The organism is Rhodopirellula sp. UH5 (genome assembly GCF_056839225.1).
This window is the reverse complement of record NZ_CM166390.1, coordinates 2,760,867-2,775,240: the sequence shown is the minus strand read 5'-3', so window position 1 is coordinate 2,775,240 and position 14,374 is coordinate 2,760,867. Positions and strand designations below refer to the sequence as shown.

Annotated in this window: 11 protein-coding genes; 5 read left to right on the top strand and 6 right to left on the bottom strand. The window is 58.1% G+C overall.

What is annotated here, in order from left to right; genetic code table 11:
* Positions 1-148 precede the first annotated feature (148 nt).
* Together UH5x_RS09935 and UH5x_RS09930 are read left to right on the top strand one after the other, a co-directional pair.
* Entirely contained in the window at positions 149-2,785 is a 2,637-nt protein-coding gene (locus UH5x_RS09935) for a DUF1592 domain-containing protein (protein WP_482635569.1), read from the top strand.
* Positions 2,786-2,868: 83 nt separating this feature from the next.
* The gene (locus UH5x_RS09930) at positions 2,869-4,290 is read left to right on the top strand and encodes a DUF1552 domain-containing protein (RefSeq protein WP_047815491.1); all 1,422 of its coding nucleotides are present in this window, start codon (positions 2,869-2,871) and stop codon (positions 4,288-4,290) included.
* Between the two features lie 747 nt (positions 4,291-5,037).
* Here UH5x_RS09930 and UH5x_RS09925 read toward each other — a convergent pair.
* Positions 5,038-5,925 carry a hypothetical protein gene (locus UH5x_RS09925; RefSeq protein WP_482635568.1) on the bottom strand — a complete coding sequence of 296 codons (888 nt, stop codon included), beginning with the start codon at positions 5,923-5,925 and terminating at the stop codon, positions 5,038-5,040.
* 342 nt (positions 5,926-6,267) lie between these two features.
* Here UH5x_RS09925 and UH5x_RS09920 point away from each other — a divergent pair, with 342 nt between their 5' ends.
* A complete protein-coding gene (locus UH5x_RS09920) occupies positions 6,268-6,762 on the top strand; it encodes a fasciclin domain-containing protein (protein ID WP_482635567.1) in 495 nt (164 codons plus the stop codon).
* Between the two features lie 68 nt (positions 6,763-6,830).
* Here the strand turns inward: UH5x_RS09920 and UH5x_RS09915 are convergent, their stop codons facing one another.
* From UH5x_RS09915 to UH5x_RS09895, 5 genes are all read right to left on the bottom strand, one after another.
* Positions 6,831-8,123 (bottom strand): GNAT family N-acetyltransferase, encoded by a 1,293-nt coding sequence (locus tag UH5x_RS09915; protein ID WP_482635566.1) that lies wholly within the window; start codon positions 8,121-8,123, stop codon positions 6,831-6,833.
* A gap of 84 nt (positions 8,124-8,207) precedes the next feature.
* The gene (gene ykgO / locus UH5x_RS09910) at positions 8,208-8,360 is read right to left on the bottom strand and encodes a type B 50S ribosomal protein L36 (RefSeq protein ID WP_007327677.1); all 153 of its coding nucleotides are present in this window, start codon (positions 8,358-8,360) and stop codon (positions 8,208-8,210) included.
* A gap of 107 nt (positions 8,361-8,467) precedes the next feature.
* On the bottom strand, positions 8,468-10,243 hold the full coding sequence (locus UH5x_RS09905) for a hypothetical protein (RefSeq protein ID WP_482635565.1): 1,776 nt from the start codon (positions 10,241-10,243) through the stop codon (positions 8,468-8,470).
* 66 nt (positions 10,244-10,309) lie between these two features.
* Positions 10,310-10,972, bottom strand: a complete 663-nt coding sequence (locus UH5x_RS09900) for an FHA domain-containing protein (protein WP_047814109.1) — start codon at positions 10,970-10,972, stop codon at positions 10,310-10,312.
* A gap of 196 nt (positions 10,973-11,168) precedes the next feature.
* Positions 11,169-12,587: a class I SAM-dependent rRNA methyltransferase gene (locus tag UH5x_RS09895; protein ID WP_482635564.1), complete on the bottom strand. Its 1,419-nt coding sequence runs from the start codon at positions 12,585-12,587 to the stop codon at positions 11,169-11,171.
* Between the two features lie 179 nt (positions 12,588-12,766).
* Here UH5x_RS09895 and UH5x_RS09890 point away from each other — a divergent pair, with 179 nt between their 5' ends.
* Both UH5x_RS09890 and UH5x_RS09885 read left to right on the top strand, forming a co-directional pair.
* Positions 12,767-13,042, top strand: a complete 276-nt coding sequence (locus UH5x_RS09890; RefSeq protein WP_047814107.1) for a ferredoxin family protein — start codon at positions 12,767-12,769, stop codon at positions 13,040-13,042.
* A gap of 98 nt (positions 13,043-13,140) precedes the next feature.
* On the top strand, positions 13,141-14,301 hold the full coding sequence (locus tag UH5x_RS09885) for a lysylphosphatidylglycerol synthase transmembrane domain-containing protein (protein ID WP_482635952.1): 1,161 nt from the start codon (positions 13,141-13,143) through the stop codon (positions 14,299-14,301).
* Positions 14,302-14,374: the final 73 nt, after the last annotated feature.

Here is a 14,374-nt window from a genome sequence, read left to right as displayed (position 1 = left end):
ACAATGGATTCAGGCAACGGCCATGGGGGGATTGGCACAATCTGCATGCCATTCGGTGGCGCTGTACAGTAGGGGGTGCAATCCACCTGGGTGTCTCCGTTGCTTCCAGAGAATTGTTCCAGGCACCCATGGCAAATGAGCAAACGCGATGCAGTGGAGACGACCGAGTTTCGTGATGTTGGTGTGTGGGGTGTTTGTGCTGATGCATCCACCGCCATCGCACGCGGCCGATGCGTTTCGAGTTAGCAATGGCCTGACCGCGTTCTATACCTTTGAAGCGGAACGTGGCGACACGATCAAGGATCGCAGCGGGAATGGAAAGCCGTTGGACTTGAAGATTGAAAAGGCTTCGGCGGTGGCTTGGGGCGAAGGTGTTCTCGAGGTGCGTTCAGCGACCAAAATCGAGTCCATCGGCTCGGCTGGGAAGTTGGTTGGCCAGGCGAAGCGTGCCAACGCTTTGACAGTCGAAGCGTGGATCAAACCCCGCAACACCTCTCAAAAAGGGCCGGCTCGCATTGTTTCGCTGTCAAACAATTCGGTCCAGCGGAACCTCACGCTCGGGCAGGAAGCGGATCACTACCAGGTTCGTTTGCGAACGACTGCAACCAGTGACAACGGGCTTCCTGAAACGAATAGCGGCACGGGCAAGGCGGAGACAAAGCTCACCCATGTCGTTTTTACTCGTGCCAGTGACGGAAGCGTTCGTTTCTATGTCGACGGCAGGCAAACCGCTTCCAAAAAGGTGTCCGGAACGCTTGCCAATTGGGATGGTGACTTCCCGCTGGTCCTGGTGAATGAGCGAAGTTTGGGACGCCCTTGGCTGGGTGAGCTTCACCTCGTTGCGATTTATTCACGGGCGCTCAGCGGTTCCGATGTGTCGCAGAATTTTCGCGCTGGCCCAAACGCCGGGGTTGATCCACACGAAACTCAGCGACTGGCAATGGCTCGAGCTGAGCAGACATTTGCGACCAAGATCGCCCCACTGCTGGCACGCAAGTGTTTGGAATGTCACGATTCGACGTTGAAAAAAGGCGATCTGGATTTGTCGCACAAACTCGCCGCGTTAGCCGGGGGCGAGAGCGGGAGGGTGATCGTTCCCGGGAGTGCTGAGTCGAGTTTGCTGTGGGACCAGATTGAATCAGGCGATATGCCGCCGCAGGGTCCGGGGTTGTCTGCCGACGAGCGGGCGTCGGTCAAGGGATGGATCGATGGTGGAGCGGTTTGGTCGATCGACAGGATTGATCCTGCCGTCTACGCCTCCAATCCCGGTGCGAGTGACAGTTGGGTTCAGCGACTGACAACTTCCGAATACATCGAAACGGTTCGCAGTGCGGTCGGGGTCGATATCTCGAAGGAAGCGAAGCAGATGTTGCCTCCGGATCTGCGAGCTGATGGTTTCAGCAACACGGCCTACAACTTGAATGTCGACTTGAAGCACATCGAAGCCTATTCGCAATTGGCGGAAAAGATCGTTCAGCAAATGGACATCCTGGAGTTTTCAAAGCGTTTTTCCAAATCGCAGAGTCTGAACACCGATGCGACTGCACGAGACTTGGTCGCGAAGACGGGGGAATGGTTGTTCCGTGGCCCGTTGGATGAGCGGGAGGTGTCCAATTACAGCGGGGTTCTGACTGCTGTGGCGAGTGCGGGAGGCAGCTTCGAGCAAGGCGTGGGGTTGATGCTGGAAGCGATGCTGCAGTCGCCACGCTTCATCTACCGCATCGAGCAGCAGCCCAGCGGAGGCGGCAGTCAACGAGTCAGCGATTTCGAATTGGCGTCGCGAATGAGTTACATCCTGTGGGGTGGGCCCCCAGATTCGGAACTGCTGAAAGCTGCTCGCGAAGGTCGGCTGGCAGACGAAGGACGCTGCCGCAAGGAAGTTGAGAGGATGTTGCAGGACCGCCGAGCGGTCGAGCGGTCCAAGCAGTTTGCGACGGACTGGTTGAACCTCAATCGGCTCGCTCATTTGCAGCCCAACCAGAAGCGGTACCCTCAGTGGACGGCTGAGTTGGGCCGCGACATGCGAGACGAAACACTGGCGTATTTTGAAGAGGTTGTCTGGAAGCAGGGGCGGCCGCTGAACGAACTGTTCGACGCTCAGTTCACCTACGCCACGCCTCGATTGGCAAAGCACTATGGGTTGAAGCCTCAGGGCGATGGCCTGCGTCGCTACGATCTCTCGGACCAGCCTGCTCGCGGTGGATTGCTGACGCAAGGCAGTGTGCTGACGATCGGTGGCGATGATGCATCGATGGTCACACGCGGCTTGTTTGTGATGAGAGACCTGCTCCGAGGCGTGATGGGGGCTCCCCCGCCGGGTGTCGATACGACGCCAGTTCCTCCCGAGCCCGGCGTGACTCACCGCGATGTGGCGGAAGATCGCATTCGCAGCGAATCGTGCGGAGGCTGCCACATCAAGTTCGAGCCCCTGGCATTTGGCTTGGAACCGTTTGATGGCCTGGGGGCATTTCATCGCCAAGATGAATTTGGCAACGCTCTGCGTTCGGACGGGCAACTGGTAATCCCCGGCAAGGCCAAGCCGCAAAAATACGAGACTCCGGCCGAGTTGATGAAACTCTTGTCGAGCAGCGACCGTGTTCGCCAGACGCTGACTTGGAAGGTGACGCAGTTCGCTTTGGGGCGGCCATTGGGAGCCCGAGACGCAACTGAAGTTCAGCGGATTCATCAGGCCGCCTCCACCGCTGGCGGGCGCTACACCGATTTGATCACGGCTGTGGTGATGAGTGATCTGGTTCAGGAAGCTCGATCGCCAGACGAGCCATGACACAACTGTCACCCCGGTCACGAACAGCTGTGACCAGGGAATCTCCGCCCCACCTCGTTCCCTCGTTTTCAATCGGAACCGTCATGAAGAACAAGCTCATTCATCGCCGCACGATGCTTCGTAGCGTTGGGGCGGCGACGGTCGGACTGCCTCTGTTGGAGGAGATGCTGGCCTCGACCGCCAGGGCGGCGACGGCAACGCCAGAGACTCCAGTTCGTGCATTCAACGTGTTCTTCGGTCTCGGCATCCCGGCGCCCCTGCAAACGGAAGGTTTTCAAGGCGTTCTCGAACCGCTGCAGCCGCTCAGCAAAAAGTTGCTCATCATGCGTGGTGTCGACCAAGTCCGCTGTGATGAGAAAGGCATCAACGCTCACTACGACGGTGCCACTGCCGCGTTCACCGCTGAACCGCCGGACGGCGAAGCGAAGTCGGGAGGTCCATCGATTGACCAAGTGATCCGTCGAACGCACTATCCCGATGGGTTGCCAAAGGGAATGGTGCCAACCTTGGTCGGAGGAACCTTCTTTCGCAGGTCTCGCGTCGGACGCTATGTGCACAGTTACAACATGGACGGCACTGTTGCCGCGACGATCCAGGAAAAGCCTCGCGAATTGTTTGATCGAGTGTTCGGTGGCGTCGCCGTGGGCGGCAGTGATCGAAGTGAGAGATTGAAGCGAAGTGTGCTGGACACCGTCGTCGAAGACTATCGACATTACACGGGTGCGAACTCGCCGCTGGGGGTCTCCTCCCGATCACGTGTGGCGGACCACTTGGACCGGATCCGGGAGTTTGAGCAGCGAGCTTTTGCGATGCAGCACCAGCAAGAGAATGGTCTGCAGGTGCCACCGCGTTCGGCCATTCCACACGGCGGGCCTGCTGATCCTGGCGGGCAGGGCATCGACATCACGCTGGAGGAGCTGTCCTCCGAATGGCGGCTGCTGTCCGACGTTTATGCGTTGGCCGTGCAAATGGATCGCGTTCGCTTCGGAGCCCTGACATTCCTCGCCGCTGGCGAACGCATTCGGCTCACCGGCGATTATGAGTACGACGGTGAAAAACGGTGGGAATTTGACGACGCTGGGCAGCAGAACGCCAGCGGGGACCGAGGTTGCAGCCACGAATGGTGGCACAAGTTCAATGAGAAGAAACAAAACGAGGCCCTCCGTGCCCACGCTCATATGAAGATGCGGGAGGTCGCTTACTTCCTGAGTGCTTTGGACAGGGAGGATTGCCGAGAACCAAACGGACGCACCATCCTGGAGAATTCACTGATCACGATTTCGACGGAGTCAGGTGATGGGCGTCACAATGATGTGAAGCGAGAGCTGTCTGGCGTCTTCCACTGCATCACCGGTGCCAATGGTCGATTCAAAACCGGTCAAATCATGGATGTCGGGGCCGAGGGAATCGACGTTTACAACACCATGCTCGAAGCCTTTGGGACTCGGGATCGACTCGGTCCGAAGAAGCGAGATGCTCGCCAGATTGACTCCATCCGGGCTTGAGTAGGAATGTGTGGGATCAATCCCGTGCGCCGTTCGGGCGTTAGCCTGGGCTGCGAAATGTTTGCTATTGGCGTTCTGATAGCGAATGCAATTTTTCTTCCGACTTCTACTTTCTTCATCCCGGCAGGGATTCCAGATGGTAGCCGGGGGTTGCTGCGTGGGACGTTCGAAAAATAAATGATGGCTGGCGTCTGGGTTTCGCCCCGGATGGGGCCGTCGTGCTTAGCTCGGGGCGGAAGCCCCGAGAGACCGATGCCGGAAAACAAACGGTCGCCCCGGATGGGGCCGTCGTGGGAGTTGGGGGCGTCCCTCGCTCACGCTTCGGGTTGTGATGGGTGGTCTTGGCCGACTCTGACGGGCAAGAGTGCCTTTTTATACCCCACATCTCGAAACACCAAAGATTAGTGTCCGATCAGAGTGGATTAGTGTTCCGCCAGAGCGGCCAAGGGAACACTAATCTCCGCTGATCGAACACGAAGCAGGTCGGCAGGAATGATCAAGCACAATCATGTGAGCCGTTTGGGCGTTAGCCCCGGTTGTGCGTGAAAACCGTGGCTAACGCCAACGGCTCACATACCCGATGACACCTGCGTGCCTGCTTCGTCGGACGGGAGTTGGTCAGGATACGAAACAAGCCGCATGCGAAACGCATGCGGCTTGAGTCGTTTGTTTTCGAGCAACGTCAACGCTCACCATTTAATCGTGAGCAGGATGTTGGGCGAATGAATGTGCAGCTGGAACGCTGGTTCACTCACCACCGCGACCGCCACGTCCACCTCGGCCGCCACGCTCACCGCGTTCGCCACCACCTTCTCCACCGCGGCCGCCACGAGCACCGCGTTCACCGCGTTCACCGCGTTCACCGCCAGCTCCACCGCGTCCGCCACCACGCAGGGCTTCCAGGTCGAATGGGTCGCCCTTCATTTCTTCGAACTTCGTTTTCTGTTCGGAGGTCAGGACAGCCATCACTTCTTTTTCCATGTCCTCACGCATGGATTCCATTGCGGTCTGCATTTTTTCGCGATCGCGGCTCTGCATGATCTCACGCATTTCTTCCCGCATTTTGGTTTCCATGCCCGAACGGATTTCGGTGAGCTTCTTCTTTTGGTCTTCCGTCATGGTCAATTCGGTTTGAACTTCAGGGGATGACAGTGCCATCAGGCCTTGAGCTTGGATACCGATTTCATCCAGGCGTTCCATTTGCTCCAGCGTCAGAACGGTCTCCAGTTGCATGCGGGTTTCTTTGGCCTGCTCTTCTCGTTGTGCTTGCATTTTTTCGAAGAACGTGCTGCGTTCTTCTTCCGACGCGTTGCGGAAGTCGAAGTCAGGACGAGCTTGCTCGCGGGCTTGTTCTTCCAGCTTCTTGAGAGCTTCTGCCTGTGGTTCGTCGATGGCAAGTTCTTCGCGAACTTTTTCGGCACGGAGCAAACCGAGGAGGGAGCCACCGCCTCCGCCGCGGCCACCCATCATGGCGCCACCGCCGCCAGCGCCACCGCCTCCTTGGAATCCACCCCGGCCACCACGACCTTGGGCGTTCGCGATGGAGATTGACTGAAGCGTCAGGCCAGCGACCATCGTCAGCATGGCAAACAAACGCAGACTTGGAGCGAATTGGGCTCGGGACAAACGGCTCATTTTTAGACAACCCTTTGAAATGGTCAGATGAGGGGAGGGGATTCAGTCAACGCAGCGGCGGAAATGCCGAGCCGTACAAACTGAAACCAAAGTTGTTTCATCCGTTCTAACCCTTCATTTCCTTGGAGGTTTCGCGGCAATTGCAATTTGGTTTCAAAGTTACTTTGGCTCCCCAGCGGCGGCGGTAGGAGGTTTTTTGGGAGGTTCCGCTTGTCTGGGTTGTACAGTCCAGCGATTCGCGAATCAGCCGATCGAGTGAGGCAGTCCGGTAGCGGCCGCTGCAGGACAGCCTCTTTCAAGCTCGAGTTCATCTCCACACGTTTCAGACCCACGGAATCAACGATGAAGAAAATCATTTTGGCTGCATTGGCACTGTTCGTTTTGCCCGCCACCGTCCAAGCGGATCACCACAACGAAGCCGCGAAAAAGAACATTGTCGAAACCGCGGTGGCGGCAAAGTTCAACACCTTGGTGGCCGCCGTCAAGGCCGGCGGTTTGGTGGAAACTCTCAGCGGTGAAGGCCCCTTCACGGTCTTCGCACCAACGGATGAGGCGTTCGAGAAGTTGCCCGAAGGCACCCTGCAAAGTCTTCTGAGGCCCGAGAACAAGGATCAATTGGTCGCGATTTTGAAGTACCACGTCGTTGCCGGGAAAGTGCCCGCCAAGACCGTTGTCACTTTGGACTCCGCGAAGACCTTGGGTGGCGAAGTCAGCATCGAAGTGCAGGACGGAACCGTGATGTTGAACGACAAGGTGAAGGTCGTGAAGACCGATGTGATGGCCAGCAACGGAATCATTCACGTGATCGATTCGGTTCTGCTGCCACCGAGCAAGTAAGCAAAAGACGATCCTCGCAGTCGTTGGCTGCAACCTGAACTACGAAATAGCTCGTCCGAAATGGCGGGCTATTTTAGTTTCTTGATCCCCGCGGAAGGCTTGATCGTTCGGATCGCACGCTTGACGGCTTCCTTCATCGGCACCCGTTTGAGTGCCTGGACCATGCGGGCTTCCGCTGCGAATGCCATCCGGTGCCAACGGGAGTCGGTGATGGTGCCGTGGACCACTTGTGTCGTCGTGCCCGTCTGCTTCTTTTTGTACGGTTGCTCGCCGTATCCCATGTCGACGCACTGGATTCCGTGTGATGTTGCCGCACGGATGATCTCAGTGAACAGGGCGGTCCCCGGCGAATAGCGTGAGTAAGCCGGGTCATAGGCAGGGAACCAGTAGTGCAAGCGCCCTTGTTCAATCATGCCGATGTGGGTGGCGACTGGCTGGTCGCCAGCCCAGAGCACCGAGCAAATTCCACGCAGTGAGTCGTTTGAGAACCCCTCGTGTGCAAAGGGAAGATCGGCGTGCCGTCCAGGTTGCTCCAGGGAGTTGGCGTGCAGTGTCTCGATCAGATCCCGGGTCCAGTCCGGAAGGAACAGGTCCAAGATGTGCGTGCGCTGGTACTGTGCCCGTTTCCACGCGATCGTTTGCTTCAGGATCTCAGGGCAGCGGCAGTCCATTTCCAGTCGAACCGGTCCAATTTCTCGCCCTAACTTTCGAGTCTTTTGCCCCTGTTTTCCGATCGTGCGATGTTCATGTTCGAGCCGGTCGAGGTAGTCCTCGGAATCATGGCCCAGGTCCGCACGAAACGCTTGGACGGATTGCAGGTGATACCTTGTGACCCAGGTGGGGTCACATCCGACGATGGCGTGCAGGTTGAATGCTCGAACCTTGGCTGCGCGAGCCAGTTCGGTCCAGTCGATGTTGAGTCCTGGAACAGCGATGACGTTTTGTGCGTCGTTGAGAAAACGCCCGGCCGGCACACCGACACCGCCCACGCGGTGAAAGGGAAAGAAACCCTGTGGCGTACCGTCTTTGGCTCGCAAGACTGCTGTGAGCACGTCTTTTCGGACGGCGTCAACGGCGGCCGCAAAACGAGCCGCGAAAAAGGGCGGCCTGAAATCATCCGTCAGTGCTCGAATCTGTTCCCAACGATCGAGGTCGTCGGCGGTCAGTTCGGAGAATGCAACGACGTCGATTCGGTGCACGTCAGGCCTGTTCGCCCTGGTGATGGCTGAATCTCCGTCCAGAATGCGACCCGCTGTTTGCACCGGCAATTGGCGTCGCCAGGCGGGGTCGGAATCACCATTTGATCGCTCACCCGAACCATTTGCCAGTGAATCACTGGGCGTTGAAGGCGGGGGAGTCATAGGAGATACAGGGGGTGACAATGCCGGTCTCATCGAAAGGGGACCCCAAGTCAGATCACCCTGTCTTCGACAAGACGGATTGGTCTAACGCCGGGCTTTCTTGCTCTTTGCACCGCCCTGACGGACCTTGAATTTTGGATTGCTTTTGCAAATCACGTAAATACGGCCTCGGCGTTTGACCACCTGGCAATCTGGGTGGCGGTACTTCAACGCCCCAATGCTACTAACGACCTTCATCCGATGCTACTCGCGGGTTAAATGATGATGCCAAAAACCAACTTTGTTCGTCGGCAAACGGCAGAGAATAGCGTAAAATTAGCGCTCGACAACTCCAATCGTCACGCTCATGCCATTTTGGCAAAGGATTCTTGAAGGAATTCCAAGGGAAACAGGCAAAACGAAAGTTCGCGGCTGCAGAGAATCTTTTCCGTTGCCGCTTCCCGTTCCAGACGAGCAAGCTGTTGCTGAGTTTCACGCCGCTGGTCGGTGAGTTGCAGTGCGATCAGCGAGTTCAAGCGTGACACTTCATGGTGCCAACTGCGGCGGCTTCCCGAGGTGGGCATTTTGTCGAGCAGGTCCAGCTTTTGAGCTTGGAGATCTCGCTGGGTGGAGTTGCCATCGTCCAGCCATTTTTCGCCTTGGAATTGAAGTTCTCGTTCTTTTCGTTGGAGGTCGCGCCGACGTCCCTCGCGGGATTCATCGATTTCCTGGCCCGGTAAACGAATCGTTCCGGAGACGACTTGCAGCCCTGGCGGGGTGACCCCAAAAAATTGGGAGATGATTCGGTCGGCCAGTTGATCGTATTTGCCGCCACCGATTCCGTGCAGAAACAGGTCGCTGAGAACCAGTCTGGCGAACATGGTCGTCATCAAGGCTCGCGGCCGAAGTTTGAATTCGGGCGAGGCGGCTTCCATCAGTTGAGTGGCCGCCAAATCGCGGTCGTTTGCCGAGACGGTCAGGGAGATCGCCCCTCCTCCGCCGAACCCTGATTGGGAGGTGCCGGATGGAGCGTCGCTGATCCGCCACTGGTCGCCTTCTCGCCTCACCCAGATGCCACGGCGCTGCGGGTGGCTGTTGCCATAGACCCACAGAGGCATTTCAAACCATCCATTTTGGAGCCCGAGATTGGGGACGGGATGAGCTGAGCTGCGGATCCCGTGCCAGGCTCGGTAGTGGTCGGCGGAGTCGTTGTAGACCGTTCGGAAGCGTTCAATTTGGTCGATGATCTCCATCACAAATCGAGCGAAGGGTCGGCCGCGAACGGCGACGCCGAGAGGGATTTCCAGGGTTTGCCAGTTCATCTCCGCTTCGAGCGCGTGGCGGGCTTGAGCCAATGCACAGCCTGCGATGCCGCAACGGGCGATTGCTTCCCGGGCGTGTTTCCATAGCTCTGTGACGCAGGGGTTTTTCACCAGTGGAGCGATCAAGCGACGAACGCCCGCGTCAAAGTGGTTGAAGAGATCGGTGTCGCGGATTTGTGCTTGTTCGAACGGAAGGGTCTCACCACCTGCATCGTAGGGAATGGATTGCCAGGAGCCCTGCCGCTGCTCGTGCGAATCATCGCCGGCAAGGTTTGCGAGTGGTTGCAACTGTGGCACACGAATCGATCGCGTGGTGGCGACGTCGTTGTCGATCACCAGGTTGATTGGAAGCGCACAGCAGTCATTCGCGATTTTCTGCAGGGTGTGGTTCTTGAACCACACCCCCGGATGAAACAGGGTGGGTTGGTGCCCGGCCATCACGATGGGGCGGGAATTGTTCTCGCCTGTGTGGTTGGGTTGCTCGGCACAGAAGGACGCGACATCGCGGTAAGACGACGTGTAGCGACGAGCGTCGTTGACCAGTTGCTCCCTCGCCTCGTTTCGCAAGTCGGCCCAAAATGCTCCGGCAGGCATCTCAGCGTGAGCCGTCGCGAGGTTGTTTTTTAGCAGCAATTCCGCATCGCACAGTGGCGGATCGATCAGGGTTCCCAGCGATTGCGTGGGAGCCCTCAGTTCGCGGTATTCACTCACGAGTGGTTCTCGGGCTTCTGTTGGTTCGGCTTCTGTCTTCCGTGAGTTCGCGGTCAACGAAGTGGCGGTTTGAGCAGACGGGGCGAGGTTGGATTGGGAGGAGCTCAACGGTGTTCTTTCGTGGGTCGATGACTCGGAAGCGATTCCGGCAGTCGGCCCGGGAGAACTGGATGCTCAAGGCCACTGCGGATCGGTGATTTTTCGGTTCAGGGTCGCCAGTCGCGATTGGACGTCGAGCAGGCGTTGCCAGGCGGCTTGTTGCAGCAGAACTTGTTCCGATTCTTCCTGCGTGGTCGCCGATTCGATCAATCTTTCCAGTCGTGATTGTAGGTAATCCAAAATCTCACAGAGCTGGGCTTTCTGGCCAGGGGTCAAATCGTCCGGGATTGCCGGCAGATCTTCCACATGCAACGCATCGACCGGAAGCGGTGACTTTGGGTCCTGGCGAAGATCCACCGCCATGGATTCGTCGGACGACTTCACGTCGCGCTGGATCGCACCCTTGCTTCCTCCGCCGATCGCCTGCAGTCGCGCCGCGATCTGCTCCTCGGATCCCAGCAACAGCAGGCTGCGGCCGACCGCAACCAAATCGCCGTGCCGCAGAATCTTCAGCTGGCATTCCGCTCCGTTGACCTTGGTACCGTTGGTACTATCCAAATCGGTCAACACCAACCGTTCGTTGTCCCTTTGAATCTTGAGATGGCAGCGACTGACCCGCTCGTCATTGAGCTGGATGTCGTTGCCCTCCTCTCGTCCAATGGTCAGGGGAGGCTCGATCCCCTCGAAGACCTTTCCACGGTCGGCACCGTGCAGGACTTTGATCGTTACGCTGGACACCGCGGGCCTCGATCTGGAGTGATGCTTACGATTGATGGGCGTTGAAGAAAAACAAGCCAAACGCAGAGTAGAAAAGCTGACTTCCAAGCCGTCACAAGTACACGTCCGTTATAGTTCAAATGCGTGAACCGCGATCCTACCCCGCAGCAAAAAACCGCAACTTTCCTTCAGGAAAGATTGCGAATTCGCAATCGTATCACATCACCTGAACAATGATGCACTTTAGGTAATCACTCTCGGGGCACGAGACAGCGAAGACGTGGTCGGGGGAGGGGCCGCGACTTTCTAGCACCACGAGGTCACGACCACGCTTGCGTCCCACATCAACGAGCATGTTGAGAAAGTCGGCTCGAGACACACGTCCTGAGCAGCTGCAGGTCACCAAAATTCCGCCCGGGGGCAGCAGGTCGACCGCCGACGCATTCAGCCGCGTGTAAGCCCGCAACGCCGCATTGGTTTGATTGCGAGAACCAGCGAACCTCGGGGGGTCCAGGATGATCGCGTCAAACTTCTCACCCCGTTCGCGGCGTTCTTTCAAGTCGTCGAAGCAATCGCCTTGATCGAATTGAATGTTGCCGAGCTGGTTGCGTTCGGCATTCCGCTTGGCGATCTCAAGTGCCCGTTCGCTGCTGTCGAGCGCAACGACTTGTTGGGCGCCGGCCCGGGCAGCCGCCAACGCAAAGCCGCCGGTGTAGGTGCAAACATCCAGCACGCGGCGGTCGGTCATGTAACTCGCCGCAGCGGCATGGTTGAGTTGTTGGTCAAGGTAGCCGCCGGTCTTCTGGCCGTCCTGCAAATCGATGGCCATCTCCAGGCCGTTGTGTTGGTACCAAACGGTCGGGTCGGCTTGACTGTCCAGCGTCGTGAGCGCTTGCAGGTCAGCCAACGTTTCGGCGGAGACACCTTCGTGTTTGACGGTGGCGTCGTCCATGCGAACCAAGATTCTTTGGCACGGCGTCTGATGACGGGCCGCCGCCGCGGTGACTTCGCGGATCAGCATCGCGGCACGAGGGATCAGCACGCCGCCAGTGATTTGGACGCTCAAGCAATCCGCGTAACGATCGACGATCAGCCCGCTCATTCGGTCGGATTCACTGAAAATCAAACGCTCGCCGCCCTGTGGGTTGGGGGAGCCGGCCAAGCGTCGCCGTGCAACCGCCTGTTCGATTCGCTCCGCCCACAATGCGTCGTCGATTTGTTCTTCAGATGAAAAGGCATACAGCCGAATCCGAAGCCGACTGCCTGGATTGATCAAGCCGCGAGCGACCCAGTTGCCGTCGTGATCGAGCAAATCGATCACGTCGCCGCAAGCCGGAAGCCGTCGTTGGTGGTCACCCGGCCCGGAATCCACCGATTCTTCCGAGGGGGCATCCGAGACGGAGTCGGGATCCGCAGGCACCGATTCATTGGGCAAAGAATCCACGGACGAAGAATCCACCGGCAGTGGGGCAATTTCATTGAAATTGCCCTCGGAGGGCACTTCCCGGAGCGTGTTGTGCGCCAGTGCATTGGCCATGACCCAAGGGTGCCGCGAGAGAAATGGGTAGTGGCGATTGGGGCGAGTGCGAATTTGCCAACGGGTGGAAGAAGCTTGCATCAGGTTGAAAGTGACCAAATTGTCGATGGAGGCGGGTTTGCCGGAGACGGCGGAAGTGGCAAAATAGGGGAACTGCGAGGATAGTCGATCAGGGCAGATTTGTTTTGATCGAAGTTACGGCCTTGCTTGAACCGATATAGTGCGAGAACGATCTGGTTGGGTCGTTCCATTTCTCAATCAAACTGGAAGGTTAGACCATGCACGTCGTTGCTGAACCCTGCTCGGGATGCAAGTACACCGATTGCGTCGTCGTTTGCCCTGTGGAGTGTTTCTACGAAGGCGAACAGATGTTGTATATCCACCCGGAAGAGTGCATCGACTGCGAAGCCTGTGTGCCGGAATGTCCCGTGGAAGCGATTTTCCATGAAGACAATCTGCCGGAAGAATGGAACAGCTACATCGAATTGAACGCCGAAATGTCGGAAAAGACCGAAGTGATCACCGAGAAAAAAGAACCTCTCGCTGACAACTGATCGGCCGATGGCACAACGATCCGAGCTGACATTCTGTGGTTGACACCACCGAATCCGAAACGCGGGAGCCTGCTCCCGCGCGGCGGAAGGCTGGCTGGATGCGCTGGGCCAAACGAGTCATCGCTGTCTTGGTCGTGCTGGGTTTGGCCCTCGCGGCCAAGGATGCGGTCGAACGTTGGCGGGCCGAAGTCGCTGACGTTCAGGCTCGTGTCCAAGTCATTGACCAGGAACTCGAGGTCCTTGACGGGCAGGTCCAGGCGTCTGCGGAGGGCACTGCCGGTGATCCCCAGGGCCACGTCTCGACCGGCGAACGACAATCGCTGATCGAAGAACGGGCTCGATTGCTGGGATCCCTGCCGACTTGGCAAAACGTTTCGCTCGGATCGATCCTGCTCGCGGCGATGTTTTACGCGGCCGGCCTGCTGCCGCCCGCTTGTGTGTTGCATGGAGCCCTGCGTGGATTCCATGTTCCGTGCTCATTGCCTCGAGCCACCGCGGCGCAGTTGCTTGGCCATGCAGGGAAATACATCCCTGGCAAAGCGATGGTGGTGGTGCTTCGTGTTTCTGCGGTGGTGTCCACGTCTCGGGCGGGCAGTTTGCCTGCCGTGATGCGAGACGTTCCTTCCCGGCAACCTTTGATCGGTCGAGCGACCACGTGCGTGTTCTTTGAAACGTTGCTGATGATGTCCGTTGGCGGTGCTCTGGCGGGGTGTCTGATGTGGTCGACGCCGCTTCCTCCATGGGTCAAATGGGCTGCATCATTGATGGCGGTGGTCGCTTGCCTTCCCACGCTGCCGCCCGTCATGCGGCGTGTGATCGAACTGGTCAGCAAACGACGGGCTCGGACGCAGCCGGATGATTCCGCCAATCAGTCCACCGCGGTGGCGGAGGTTTCATCCGCGATCACGTGGCCGCGATTGATCTCAGGTTGGGGATGGTCGCTGTTGTCTTGGTGTTTGATCGGGCTGTCATTTGCCTGCGTGATGAAAGCGATTCCGGCTTACAATGGTTTGCCAGCCGGCCACGAGTTGTTGACGGTTGCCACCGCCGCGATCAGCCTCGGCATGGTGTTGGGGTTCGCTTCGTTGCTGCCCGGTGGGGCGGGCGTTCGCGAGTGGGTGACGTTGGTCGTTTTGGGCACCGTGACTGATCCGACCCATGCGCTGCTGTGCGTGATCACCGCCCGGTTGTTGTTCATCGTGGTCGAAAGCCTCTTGGCACTGATCAGTCATCTTTATTTGCGAACCATTTCGGTGTGACGGGTGACTCGGTGTGATGGGTGTGCCGCCAGATCGCTCCGAGGTTCTGTTGTGGGAAGGTGGTCGCTCCTGC

Excerpts from the sequence above, each read along its gene's own strand:
- UH5x_RS09915 (WP_482635566.1), bottom strand. The coding sequence starts at position 8,123 with ATGACTCCCCCGCCTTCAACGCCCAGTGATTCACTGGCAAATGGTTCG.
- UH5x_RS09920 (WP_482635567.1), top strand. The coding sequence starts at position 6,268 with ATGAAGAAAATCATTTTGGCTGCATTGGCACTGTTCGTTTTGCCCGCC.
- UH5x_RS09925 (WP_482635568.1), bottom strand. The coding sequence starts at position 5,925 with ATGAGCCGTTTGTCCCGAGCCCAATTCGCTCCAAGTCTGCGTTTGTTT.
- UH5x_RS09935 (WP_482635569.1), top strand. The coding sequence starts at position 149 with ATGCAGTGGAGACGACCGAGTTTCGTGATGTTGGTGTGTGGGGTGTTT.
- ykgO (WP_007327677.1), bottom strand. The coding sequence starts at position 8,360 with ATGAAGGTCGTTAGTAGCATTGGGGCGTTGAAGTACCGCCACCCAGAT.
- UH5x_RS09890 (WP_047814107.1), top strand. The coding sequence starts at position 12,767 with ATGCACGTCGTTGCTGAACCCTGCTCGGGATGCAAGTACACCGATTGC.
- UH5x_RS09885 (WP_482635952.1), top strand. The coding sequence starts at position 13,141 with ATGCGCTGGGCCAAACGAGTCATCGCTGTCTTGGTCGTGCTGGGTTTG.
- UH5x_RS09930 (WP_047815491.1), top strand. The coding sequence starts at position 2,869 with ATGAAGAACAAGCTCATTCATCGCCGCACGATGCTTCGTAGCGTTGGG.